The organism is Streptomyces sp. NPDC005393, assembly GCF_040606675.1.
Lineage (GTDB): Bacteria > Actinomycetota > Actinomycetes > Streptomycetales > Streptomycetaceae > Streptomyces.
Map to the genome: position 1 here is coordinate 195100 of NZ_JBEXFG010000004.1, position 12225 is coordinate 207324.

Genomic DNA, 12225 nt, shown 5'->3' on the forward strand with positions numbered 1-12225 from the left:
CACTCGTGACCTTTGAGTGCCAGGGGGACGACCTGATGAGACCGCTGGACTGGAGGTGCGCGGGGTGCTCAGCGAACGCAGGCTCGAAGTGCTGCGTGCCATTGTCCAGGACTATGTCGGGACGGAGGAGCCGGTCGGCTCCAAGGCGCTCACCGAGCGGCACCGGCTGGGGGTCTCCCCGGCCACGGTGCGTAACGACATGGCCGCGCTGGAGGACGAGGGCTTCATCGCCCAGCCGCATACGAGCGCCGGGCGGATCCCCACGGACAAGGGCTACCGGCTCTTCGTGGACAAGCTGGCCGGAGTGAAGCCGCTGTCCACTCCGGAGCGCCGGGCCATTCAGAATTTCCTGGACGGCGCCGTCGACCTCGACGATGTGGTGGGGCGCACGGTCCGGCTGCTGGCGCAGCTGACCCGGCAGGTCGCGGTGGTGCAGTACCCGTCGCTGACGCGTTCGACGGTGCGCCATGTGGAGCTGCTGCCGCTGGCCACGGCCCGGGTGATGCTGGTGCTGATCACCGACACCGGGCGGGTCGAGCAGCGCATGGTGGACTGCCCGACTCCGGTGAGCGAGGAGTCGCTCGCGGATCTGCGGGCCCGGCTCAACAGCCGGGTCGTGGGGCGGCGGTTCGCGGATGTGCCGCAGTTGGTGCAGGATCTTCCGGAGTCCTTCGAACAGGAGGACCGGGGGACGGTCTCGACCGTACTGGCGACCTTGCTCGAGACGCTTGTCGAGGAGACCGAGGAGCGGCTGATGATCGGCGGCACCGCGAACCTCACGCGTTTCGTGCATGATTTCCCCCTGACGATCCGGCCCGTTCTGGAGGCACTTGAGGAGCAGGTCGTCCTTCTCAAGCTGCTCGGTGAGGCCAAGGACTCGGGTATGACCGTGCGAATCGGGCATGAGAATGTTCACGAGGGGCTCACCGCCACCTCGGTCGTCGCGGTCGGCTACGGTTCGGGCGACGAGGCGGTCGCCAAACTCGGCGTGGTCGGACCGACCCGCATGGACTACCCCGGAACGATGGGAGCGGTACGCGCAGTGGCACGTTACGTCGGACAGATCCTGGCGGAGTCGTAAGTGGCGACGGACTACTACGCAGTCCTGGGCGTGCGGCGTGATGCCTCGCAGGACGAGATCAAGAAGGCATTCCGCCGGCTCGCACGCGAGCTGCACCCGGATGTGAACCCGGACCCGAAGACCCAGGAGCGGTTCAAGGAGATCAACGCCGCTTACGAGGTCTTGTCGGACCCGCAGAAGAAGCAGGTCTACGACCTGGGCGGGGACCCGATGTCGGGCGCGGCCGGAGGCGGCGGGGCCGGTGGCTTCGGCGCGGGCTTCGGCAACTTCTCCGACATCATGGACGCCTTCTTCGGCACCGCGTCGCAGCGCGGCCCGCGGTCCAGGACCCGGCGCGGCCAGGACGCGATGATCCGTCTCGATGTGGAGCTCAGCGAGGCCGCGTTCGGGACGACGAAGGACATCCAGGTCGACACCGCCGTCGTCTGCACCACGTGCAGCGGCGAGGGCGCGGCGCCGGGCACCTCGGCGCAGACCTGCGACATGTGCCGTGGCCGCGGTGAGGTCTCGCAGGTGACGCGGTCCTTCCTGGGCCAGGTCATGACCTCGCGGCCGTGTCCGCAGTGCCAGGGCTTCGGCACCGTGGTGCCGACCCCGTGCCCGGAGTGCGCGGGCGACGGGCGGATCCGTTCGCGGCGCACGCTGACGGTGAAGATCCCGGCCGGTGTGGACAACGGCACCCGGATCCAGCTGGCGGGCGAGGGCGAGGTCGGCCCGGGTGGCGGCCCGGCGGGCGACCTGTATGTGGAGATCCACGAGGTGCCGCACGCGGTCTTCCAGCGGCGCGGCGACGATATGCACTGCACGGTGACCATCCCGATGACGGCGGCGGCGCTGGGCACCAAGGTGCCGCTGGAGACGCTGGACGGGCTGGAGGAGGTCGACATCCGGCCCGGCACCCAGTCCGGCCAGTCGATCCCGCTGCACCAGCGGGGCGTCACCCATCTGCGCGGCGGCGGCCGAGGCGATCTGATCGTGCATGTCGAGGTGATGACCCCGACCAAGCTCGACCCGGAGCAGGAGGAGCTGCTGCGGCGGCTGTCCAAGCTGCGCGGCGAGGAGCGCCCGATAGGGGAATTCAAGCCGGGGCAGCAGGGGCTGTTCTCGCGCCTCAAGGACGCGTTCAACGGTCGGTAGGCGCCCGGCCGGGGACGCGTGCAACGGACGGTGATCCGGTGATGGGCCGGTGCGGAGGGCATGGCACGATGTGGCCATGTCCACCGCACTGACCGATCTCTTTCGGTATCCGATCGTGCAGGCGCCGATGGCGGGCGGAGCCTCCTGCCCGCAGCTCGCCGCCACCGTCTCCCAGGCCGGCGGCCTCGGATTTCTCGCCGCCGGCTACAAGACGCCGGAGGCGATGTACGAAGAGATCAAACAGCTGCGGGGGCTGACGGACCGGCCCTTCGGCGTCAATCTGTTCATGCCGCAGCCGACCACCGCCGACCCGGCCGCCATCGAGGTCTACAGCGAGCAGCTCGCGGGCGAGGCGGCCTGGTACGAGACCTCGCTCGGCGACCCCGGTTCGGGGTCCGACGACGCGTACGACGCCAAGCTCGCCATCCTCCTCGACGACCCGGTGCCGGTCGTCTCGTTCACCTTCGGCTGCCCCACCCGCCCCGTTCTCGACGCCCTCGCCAGGGTCGGCACCCGTACGGTCGTCACCGTGACCTCGCCGGTCGAGGCGCAGACCGCCCAGTGGGCGGGCGCCGACGCCGTGTGCGTCCAGGGCGTGGAGGCCGGCGGCCACCAGGGCAGCTACCGGAACGATCCGGCCGCCGTCGGTATGGGCGCCGGGCTCGGTCTGCTGTCGCTGATCACGCTGGTCCGTGAGTACGTGCAGATCCCGGTCATCGCGGCGGGCGGGCTGATGCGCGGGTCGCAGATCGCGGCGGCGCTGGCGGCGGGCGCGTGCGCGGCCCAGTTGGGGACCGCGTTCCTGGTCTGCCCCGAGTCGGGGGCCAACCCGCTGCACAAGCGGGCCATGACCGACCCGCTGTTCGGCCGGACCGAGCTGACCCGCGCCTTCTCCGGTCGGCCGGCCCGGGGCCTGGTCAACCGCTTCATGCGCGAGCACGGCCCGTACGCCCCCGCCGCCTACCCCCAGCTGCACCACCTCACCTCCGGGCTGCGCAAGGCCGCGGCCAAGGCGGGCGATCCGCAGGGCATGGCGCTGTGGGCCGGGCAGGGGCACCGGCTGGCGCGAGAGCTGCCCGCCGGGCGTCTGGTGGAGACGCTGGCCGTCGAACTGGACGCGGCGCGGGCCGCGTTGAACCTCCTGCCCCAGCGCGGTGCGGTGTCATGACCGCCCCCGTGTTCCTGGCCGACTCCCTGGCGGGGGCGGCCGCGGGGGCCCGGATCGCGCTGGACGGGCCGGAGGGGCGGCACGCCGTGTCCGTACGGCGGCTGCGCGTCGGTGAGCCCGTCGTCCTGACGGACGGCCACGGCACGGGCGTGTACGGCGCCGTGGCGGCCGTCGAGGGCAAGGACCGGCTGCTGGTCGAGGTGGCCGAGGTGCGCCGGGAGGCGGCGCCGAACCCGCGGATCACCGTCGTCCAGGCGCTGCCGAAGGGCGACCGCGGCGAGGTGGCCGTGGAGACCATGACGGAGACGGGCGTCGACGCCGTCGTGCCGTGGGCGGCGGCGCGCTGTATCACCCAGTGGAAGGGCGAGCGCGGGCTGAAGGCGCTCGGCAAGTGGCGGGCGACCGCCCGCGAGGCGGGCAAGCAGTCCCGCCGGCTGACCTTCCCGGAGGTCACGGACGCGATGACGACCAAACAGGTTGCCCGACTTCTCGCCGAAGCCTCTTTCGCGGCCGTTCTGCACGAGGAGGGCAGCGAGCCCCTCGCGACGGCCCAACTGCCGCACGAGGGTGAGATCGTGCTGGTCGTGGGGCCGGAAGGGGGAGTGTCCCCGGAGGAGTTGGCGGCCTTCGCCGAGTCCGGCGCGCGGCCGTACCGGCTGGGCCCGAGCGTGCTGCGCACCTCCACGGCCGGAACGGCCGCCGCCGCGCTGCTCCTGGGGCGTACGGGGCGCTGGAGCTGAGCGGCCACCGTGGCCGACGATGGTCTTCCGGTTCGTCTCCCCCGGTGGGAACCTGTCCTCTATGGGGGTATTGAGGCGAGTCAGGTACAAGCGGGCACTTCCGGCCGTCGCGGCGGCGGTCACGGCGGTCGTCGCGGTGACGGGGTGTGATCCGAAGGACGGCGGGATGAGCTCCGTCGGTGTCGCGGTCACCACGGACAAGGTCGCCTCGCGCGCCCTGGAGAAGGGCGGCATCGAGGTCCGCTGGATGACCTGCAACGCGGACCTGAAGGGCGGCCGGACGGCCGGTGCTTCGGCCTCGCAAGGTACGGCCCGTGAGACGAACGCGTCGGTGGACTGCCGGGGCAAGACCGAGAACGACAAGGACATCAGGGTCACCGGCAAGGTCACCTATGTGTGGCAGAACCACTGCGTACGGGGCGACCTGACGGCCGAGGTTGAGGGCCACCGGGTCTTCGAGGCCAACGTGATCGGGGACTGCGACGGCGGCCGGGAGACCAAGAACCCCAGGCCGACCCGCACCCACCCCTGGGACCACCGGACCACGGCCGGGAGCGACAAGGGCAAATAGCCTTCGCACAAGCTGGGTTCATGCCCGACGAGTCACCGCTGATCCACAGCCTGCGCGCGGCCGTCGCCGCCGCCCCCGACGACATACCCTGCGACTGCACCTGGCGGGGCTGCTGCTGGACGGCGGGCACGGGCAGAACGCGATCGCCGAAGCGGCGGCGGCCCTGCAGCGCGACCCGGGGAACGCCGAGGCGCGGGCGCTGATGGCCCGCGCCGTCGGGGCGCCGGCGCCGCCCACCGAAACCGGTTCGCGGCCGGGCTTCGACTGGAAGACCGCCGAGGAGGAAGTCACCGGCCTCGTGCCGCCCCGCTTCGTGCCGGCGCAGCCGGCGGATCCGGCGGAGGCCGAGCCCTCGACTTGGAGGACCGTGACGCCCGCTACAACCTGGAGGTCATGAGCTGGGCGACCATGACGAAGGCCCGCTGGCTGGCGTTCCTGACGCTCTTCCTCGGGCTGATCGCGGCGGCGGCCACGGCGGAAACCGAGGTAGGGATGCCGGGCGAAATCACCTGGCGGCCGGCGGGGCTCGTGGTCATCGCCGCCCTCTGGGCGCTCTGGGTCCGGCGGTTGCCGCGGCGGGTGCCCGAGCGGCTGCGTGCCCCGCTCCTCCTGCTCGCCCGCCGCTGCCGCCCGGTGGTGGCGATGGGCTGCGCCGTGGCGCTGGTGGCCTTCGCCGGCGTGCTCCTGGCTGTCGTGCCGTGGCCGAGTACCGGCTACTTCGGGGTGCTCTTCGTCCCCACCCTCTGGCTGATGATCATCGTCTCCTGGATCAGCAGAGCCGCTCTCAAGAGGCGTATGCCCACGGACGGATAGCATGTGGCTGAACTGACCGGCGTACACCGAGGAGGCCCAGGGCAATGGCGGGAGAACCGCAGGCCGACTGCCTGTTCTGCAAGATTGTCTCGGGGGAGGTGCCGGCCACGGTCATCCGGGAGACCGACACCACGGTCGCCTTCCGCGACATCAACCCCCAGGCGCCGACCCACGTCCTGGTGATCCCCAAGGTGCACTACCCGGACGCCGCCGCCCTCGCGGCGGCAGAGCCGCAGATCACCGCGGATGTGCTGTGCGAGACGGGCACGGTCGCCGCCGACGAGAAGATCGACCGCACGGGTTTCCGCGTGGTGTTCAACACCGGCTCGGGCGCCGGCCAGACCGTCTTCCACGCCCATGCCCACGTCCTCGGCGGCCGCGGCTTCAACTGGCCCCCCGGATAGTCCCTTGTCCGCACGTGAACTGATCGTCCTCGGCACCGCGAGCCAGGTCCCGACCCGGCACCGCAACCACAATGGCTATCTGCTGCGTTGGGACGGCGAGGGCATCCTCTTCGACCCCGGCGAGGGCACGCAGCGCCAGATGGTGCGGGCCGGTGTCTCCGCCCATGACATCGACCGCATCTGCGTCACGCACTTCCACGGGGACCATTCGCTGGGGCTCGCCGGGGTGATCCAGCGGATCAACCTCGACCGGGTGCCGCACCCGGTGACCGCGCACTATCCGGCGAGCGGGCAGCGCTTCTTCGAGCGGCTGCGCTACGCGACCGCCTACCGCGAGACGGTAGTCCTGGCCGAGCAGCCCGTCAGCGGCGACGGCGGGGTGTTGGCCGAGACCCCCGCGTACACCCTGGAGGCGGCCCGGCTCTCGCACCCCGTCGAGTCCTACGGCTACCGGCTCACCGAGCCCGACGGCCGCCGCATGGTGCCCGAGCGGCTGGCGGCGTTCGGCATCCGCGGGCCGGAGATCGGCCGGCTCCAGCGGGAGGGGGGACTGGAGCGGGACGGGCGCACGATCGGGCTCGAGGAGGTCAGCGAGGTGCGGCGGGGGCAGACCTTCGCCTTCGTCATGGACACCCGGCTGTGCGACGGCGCGCATGCGCTGGCGCGGGGGTGCGATCTGCTGGTGATCGAGTCGACCTTCCTGGATGAGGACGAGCCGCTGGCCGTCGAGTACGGGCATCTGACGGCCGGGCAGGCGGCCCGGCTCGCGGCCGGGGCGGGGGTGCGGCATCTGGTGCTGACGCACTTCTCGCAGCGGTACGGGGATCCGGTGGAATTCGAGCGGCAGGCGCGGGCGGCCGGCTTCGAGGGCGAGCTCACGGTCGCCCAGGACCTGGTGAGCGTGGCGCTGCCCAAGCGGCGCTGAGGCCGGTACGGGCGGGCCGGGCCGTCGGCTCGCCCCGCTGTCGCGATCGTGCACACTGGCGGCACCTGAATCCGGCGACGAGAAACGACGAGGACGACAGACCGGTACGACCTGGGAGCGCACGGTGACGACACACGACGGCGACAAGCTCGCGGCGGGCTGCCCCCTGCTCGACCCGCTCGCGGCCGTTCGCAGGCCCGGCGACCCCGCCCGCGACGTGTATCTCACCGGTACCGTCTTCCTCGACATCATCTTCACCGGTCTGGACTCCGCCCCCGTCCGCGGCACCGAGTCCTGGGCCCGCGGTATGGGCTCCAGCCCCGGCGGTGTCGCCAATATGGCCACCGCCCTGGCCCGGCTGGGCCTGCGCACCTCGCTCGCCGCCGCCTTCGGCGACGACCACTACGGGGACTACTGTCGCGACGCGCTGGACCGCGGCGAGGGCATCGACCTGTCGCTGTCCCGTACGATCCCCGGCTGGCACTCCCCGGTGACCGTCTCCATGGCCTACGAGGGCGAGCGCACCATGGTCTCCCACGGCCATGAGGCGCCGCCGCCCGAGGAGCCCGCCCCCAGCTGCCCGCCCCCGGCCCGCGCCGCCATCGCCTCCCTGGTGCCCGGCCGCCGCGAGGAGTGGGTCGCCGAGGCCGCCCGCCACGGCAGCCGGGTCTTCGCGGACGTCGGCTGGGACGAGACCGGCCGCTGGGACCCGGCCGACCTCGCCGATCTGGAGCACTGCGAGGCGTTCCTGCCCAACGCCGCCGAGGCGATGCGCTACACCCGCACCGACTGCCCGCGCGCCGCCGCCCGCGCGCTGGCCGATCTGGTGCCCCTCGCCGTCGTCACGCTGGGCTCCGAGGGGGCGTACGCGGTCGACGGCCGCACCGGTGAGACCGCCGAGGTGCCCGCGATCGCCGTGGAGGCACTGGACCCGACCGGCGCCGGGGACGTCTTCGTCGCGGGGTTCGTCACCGGCACGCTCGCCGACTGGCCGCTCGCCGACCGGCTGGCCTTCGCCGGGCTGACCGCCGCGCTGTCCGTGCAGGAGTTCGGCGGCTCGCTGTCCGCGCCCGGCTGGGTCGAGATCGCGGCCTGGTGGCAGCATGCCCGCACCTACGACGACCAGCCCCTGCGCCGCTATGCCTTCCTCGACCGCATACTCCCCGCCGCCGCCCGGGGCGGCCCCCTGCGCCGCGCGGTCCCCACCATCGGCTTCCGCCGGGCCTAGGCCCGGGCCCCGGGCCTGGTGGGCGGTGTGATGAGCGGAATGGAGTAAAAGCACTCGGGCCTTGTCGGTGCGCCGTCGTACCCTTGTACTCCTAGGTTGTCGAGCAGCGAGAACCTATGTCTCAGGAGGTAGGAGCAGGCCCGAGAGCCGGCCCATGACGCAACCAACCACAGCACCGCAGGCGCATGCGCAGTTCACGGTCCCGACCAAGCACCCCATGGTCATGGTCCTAGGATCTGGTGATTCGCTGCTGCGTGTGATCGAAAAGGCGTTCCCGGCGACCGATATCCATGTCCGGGGCAACGAAGTCAGCGCGACCGGGGACCCGAATGAAGTCGCTCTGGTGCAGCGTCTCTTCGATGAGATGATGCTGGTGCTCCGCACCGGTCAACCGATGACGGAGGATGCGGTGGAGCGCTCGATCTCCATGCTGCGCGCGGCGGAGAACGGTGCGGACGGAGCGGAGGAGACGCCCGCCGAGGTGCTCACACAGAACATTCTCTCCAACCGCGGCCGCACGATCCGCCCCAAGACGCTCAACCAGAAGCGCTATGTCGACGCGATCGACAAGCACACCGTCGTCTTCGGCATCGGCCCCGCCGGCACCGGCAAGACCTATCTGGCCATGGCCAAGGCGATCCAGGCGCTCCAGTCAAAGCAGGTCACCCGGATCATCCTGACCCGGCCGGCCGTCGAGGCGGGTGAGCGGCTCGGCTTCCTGCCCGGCACGCTCTACGAGAAGATCGACCCGTATCTGCGGCCGCTGTACGACGCGCTGCACGACATGCTCGACCCCGACTCCATCCCGCGCCTGATGGCCGCGGGCACGATCGAGGTCGCCCCGCTGGCGTATATGCGCGGCCGTACGCTCAATGACGCGTTCATCATCCTGGACGAGGCGCAGAACACGAACCCCGAGCAGATGAAGATGTTCCTCACCCGGCTCGGCTTCGACTCCAAGATCGTGATCACGGGTGATGTCACCCAGGTCGACCTCCCGGGCGGGACCAAGAGCGGTCTGCGCCAGGTGCGGGAAATCCTGGAGGGCGTCGACGACGTCCACTTCTCCCTGCTCACCAGCAAGGACGTGGTCCGCCACAAGCTGGTCGGCCGTATCGTCGACGCGTACGAGCAGTACGACAGCCGCAACGGAAAGTAAAACAGAACCCCCATGGCGATCGACGTCAACAACGAATCCGGTACGGACATCGACGAACGGGCGGTGCTGGACGTCGCCCGGTACGCCCTCGCCCGGATGCGTATCCACCCGCTCTCCGAGCTCTCGGTGATCGTCGTCGACGCCGACGCCATGGAGCAGCTCCATATCCAGTGGATGGATCTGCCGGGTCCGACCGATGTCATGTCCTTCCCGATGGACGAGCTGCGCCCGCCCGCCAAGGACGACGAGGAGCCCCCGCAGGGCCTCCTCGGGGACATCGTGCTCTGCCCCGAGGTCGCCAAGAAGCAGGGGGAGGAGGCGCCGACCGGGCACTCCATGGACGAGGAGCTCCAGCTGCTCACCGTCCACGGCGTCCTCCACCTCCTCGGCTATGACCACGAGGAGCCTGACGAGCGCGCCGAGATGTTCGGGCTGCAGGCCGCGATCGTCGACGGCTGGCGCGCGGAGCAAGGCCTGACCGGCCCCTCCCCGGCCCCCACCACCCGATGACCGGGCAGCTCGTCACGGCGGCCGTCCTGCTGGTCGTCGTCGCCTGGCTGGCGGCGTGCGCCGAGGCGGGGCTCGCCCGCACCACCCGCTTCCGCGCCGAGGAGGCCGTGCGCTCCGGGCGGCGCGGCGCCGCCAAGCTGATGCAGGTCGCCGAGGACCCCACCCGCTATCTCAATGTGGCGCTGCTGGTCCGGGTCGCCTGCGAGGTGGCGGCGGGCGCCGTCGTCACCTACGCCTGTCTGCGCGAGTTCGACGAGACCTGGAAGGCGCTGACCGTCGCGATCGGCGTGATGGTCCTGGTCTCGTACGTCGCCGTCGGCGTCTCGCCGCGCACCATCGGCGCCCAGCATCCGCTCAACACTGCCACCGCCGCCGCCTATGTGCTGCTGCCGCTGGCCCGCGTCATGGGCCCGATCCCGCCGCTGCTGATCCTCATCGGTAACGCGCTCACCCCCGGCAAGGGCTTCCGTAAGGGCCCCTTCGCCTCCGAGGCGGAGCTGCGCGCGCTGGTCGACCTCGCCGAGAAGGAGTCGCTGATCGAGGACGAGGAGCGGCGCATGGTCCACTCCGTCTTCGAGCTCGGCGACACCCTGGTGCGCGAGGTGATGGTGCCGCGCACCGACCTCGTCGCGATCGAGCGCTTCAAGACCATCCGGCAGGCCCTCACCCTCGCGCTGCGCTCCGGCTTCTCCCGGATCCCGGTCACCGGGGAGAACGAGGACGACATTGTGGGGATCGTCTACCTCAAGGATCTGGTCCGCAAGACGCATATCAACCGGGACGCCGAGTCCGAGCTGGTCTCCACCACCATGCGGCCCGCCACCTTCGTCCCCGACACCAAGAACGCGGGCGATCTGCTGCGCGAGATGCAGCGGGAGCGCAATCACGTCGCCGTCGTCATCGACGAGTACGGCGGCACGGCCGGCATCGTCACCATCGAGGACATCCTTGAGGAGATCGTCGGTGAGATCACCGATGAGTACGACCGCGAACTGCCGCCCGTCCAGGACCTCGGTGACGGCACCCACCGGGTCACCGCCCGGCTCGCCCTCGGCGACCTCGGTGAGCTGTACGGGACGGCGCTGGAGGACGAGGACGTCGAGACGGTGGGCGGGCTGCTCGCCAAGGCGCTGGGCCGGGTGCCGATCGCGGGCGCCACGTCCGAGGTCGAGATCCCCGAGGGCGGCACCGACCCCGCCCTCAAGGCCCTGCGGCTGACCGCCGAATCCCCGGCGGGCCGCCGCAACCGCATTGTGACGGTGCTGGTCGAGCCGGTCCGGGAGACCGCCGCGGCCGAGTCGGAGCGCTAGCCCCGGCCCACGCGACCCCCATCGCGGCCCCGCCCTCGCCGGGCGGGGCCGCGTCGTCATGTCGTACCACCGTTGCCGCCCCCCAGGCGCGGCCTCTGCCTGCGCGGATGCGCATTACCACGCCCGCGCGTGATCGCGCGCGGCTTGGCGCTGCGCCATCCGAGTGGATTCGCTGTCCGCGCCCTGGCCCATCGGAGGTAGGCCCCTGCTTACTTGCAGATACCGACTGGTGGGTCGCCCATACCTCTGTCGGGGGACATTCGGCTTGTCGACTTGACGTAGACAGCCGGTTGTATGGGCACCCCCGCGCAGAGGCCATGGCTCCGCGCGGCGTATGTCGTGCGGAGCCGGGCGGCTCATCCCATCCGCAATCGGAAGGGGCCGCTCTTATGCCTGCCTCAAACACGATGGTGACCTCGACGCCGAACCCCTCGGTCTTCGGGCAGACCGTCACCTACACCGCCACGGTCACCGACCCGCTCTCGGTGTTCACGCCGGACGGGGACGTCACCTTCGTCATCACCGGTGGACCGACCTTGGGCCCCGTGCCGGTCGACGCCTTCGGACAGGCCAGCGTGACCGACGCCTCGCTCGCCGTCGGCTCCCATCTGGTCACGGCCAACTACGCCAACGACACCAATCTGGACCCCTCGTTCGGGACGACCATTCAGCTGGTCAACCAGGCGGCGACGGTCACCACCGTCACCTTTGTGCCGCCTTCCCCCGTCTGCGGGGAGACGGTGACGCTGACCGCCAATGTGGCGGCGCTACCCCCGGGCAGTGGAACGCCCACCGGCACGGTCACCTTCATCATCAGCGCCGACGGGCCGGCGGTGAACGGGACCCTCGACCCCTTCGGAAACGCCTCCGTCAACGTGCCCGGCCTGAGCGTGGGCACCCACCAGGTCGCGGCCTTCTACCTCGGCGACACCAACTTCGCCGCGTCGAACTCCGGCCTGACCCCGCTCACGATCGGTCAGGGGGCGTCGACGACGGTGTTCTCGTCGCCGACGGTGTCGCCGGTGTGTGGTCAGCCGGTGCAGTTGTGTGCGCAGGTCACGGTGACACCGCCGAGTACGTGCTCGGTGCAGCCGGGGACGGTGCAGTTTGTGGTGGCGGGTGGTCCGACGCTGACGGCTTCGGTGAACGGGGCGGGTCAGGCGTGTGTGTCGACGAGTG

At 71.1% G+C, this 12225-nt stretch carries 13 protein-coding genes and 1 pseudogene; all 14 read left to right on the forward strand.

Features of this window, described 5'->3' with window-relative positions; genetic code table 11:
- Positions 1-64 precede the first annotated feature (64 nt).
- Positions 65-1081, forward strand: coding sequence for a heat-inducible transcriptional repressor HrcA (gene hrcA, locus ABZS71_RS06810; protein WP_355857879.1), 1017 nt, complete (start codon positions 65-67; stop codon positions 1079-1081).
- Positions 1082-2218 (forward strand): molecular chaperone DnaJ, encoded by a 1137-nt coding sequence (dnaJ, locus tag ABZS71_RS06815; protein WP_355857882.1) that lies wholly within the window; start codon positions 1082-1084, stop codon positions 2216-2218. It begins immediately after the preceding gene.
- Positions 2219-2294: 76 nt separating this feature from the next.
- On the forward strand, positions 2295-3386 hold the full coding sequence (locus tag ABZS71_RS06820; protein WP_356208076.1) for a nitronate monooxygenase: 1092 nt from the start codon (positions 2295-2297) through the stop codon (positions 3384-3386).
- A complete protein-coding gene (locus ABZS71_RS06825) occupies positions 3383-4126 on the forward strand; it encodes a 16S rRNA (uracil(1498)-N(3))-methyltransferase (protein ID WP_356208077.1) in 744 nt (247 codons plus the stop codon). Before ABZS71_RS06820 ends, ABZS71_RS06825 begins: the two co-directional genes overlap by 4 nt.
- A gap of 166 nt (positions 4127-4292) precedes the next feature.
- On the forward strand, positions 4293-4697 hold the full coding sequence (locus tag ABZS71_RS06830; protein ID WP_355857891.1) for a hypothetical protein: 405 nt from the start codon (positions 4293-4295) through the stop codon (positions 4695-4697).
- A 20-nt stretch (positions 4698-4717) separates the two neighbouring features.
- Positions 4718-5019: pseudogene (locus ABZS71_RS06835) on the forward strand (tetratricopeptide repeat protein); the annotation flags it as partial.
- Between the two features lie 35 nt (positions 5020-5054).
- On the forward strand, positions 5055-5510 hold the full coding sequence (locus tag ABZS71_RS06840; RefSeq protein ID WP_356208078.1) for a hypothetical protein: 456 nt from the start codon (positions 5055-5057) through the stop codon (positions 5508-5510).
- Between the two features lie 44 nt (positions 5511-5554).
- On the forward strand, positions 5555-5914 hold the full coding sequence (locus tag ABZS71_RS06845; RefSeq protein ID WP_355857894.1) for a histidine triad nucleotide-binding protein: 360 nt from the start codon (positions 5555-5557) through the stop codon (positions 5912-5914).
- Positions 5915-5918: 4 nt separating this feature from the next.
- Positions 5919-6839 (forward strand): ribonuclease Z, encoded by a 921-nt coding sequence (locus ABZS71_RS06850; protein ID WP_355857897.1) that lies wholly within the window; start codon positions 5919-5921, stop codon positions 6837-6839.
- A 124-nt stretch (positions 6840-6963) separates the two neighbouring features.
- Positions 6964-8067: a PfkB family carbohydrate kinase gene (locus ABZS71_RS06855; RefSeq protein ID WP_355857900.1), complete on the forward strand. Its 1104-nt coding sequence runs from the start codon at positions 6964-6966 to the stop codon at positions 8065-8067.
- Positions 8068-8221: 154 nt separating this feature from the next.
- Positions 8222-9226: a PhoH family protein gene (locus tag ABZS71_RS06860; RefSeq protein ID WP_355857903.1), complete on the forward strand. Its 1005-nt coding sequence runs from the start codon at positions 8222-8224 to the stop codon at positions 9224-9226.
- Between the two features lie 12 nt (positions 9227-9238).
- Positions 9239-9736 (forward strand): rRNA maturation RNase YbeY, encoded by a 498-nt coding sequence (ybeY, locus tag ABZS71_RS06865; protein ID WP_356208080.1) that lies wholly within the window; start codon positions 9239-9241, stop codon positions 9734-9736.
- Positions 9733-11046, forward strand: a complete 1314-nt coding sequence (locus tag ABZS71_RS06870; RefSeq protein ID WP_355857909.1) for a hemolysin family protein — start codon at positions 9733-9735, stop codon at positions 11044-11046. The genes ybeY and ABZS71_RS06870 overlap by 4 nt, the downstream gene beginning before the upstream one ends.
- A 389-nt stretch (positions 11047-11435) precedes the next feature.
- The coding region (locus ABZS71_RS06875) for an Ig-like domain-containing protein (RefSeq protein ID WP_356208081.1) at positions 11436-12225 on the forward strand (790 nt) is incomplete at its 3' end.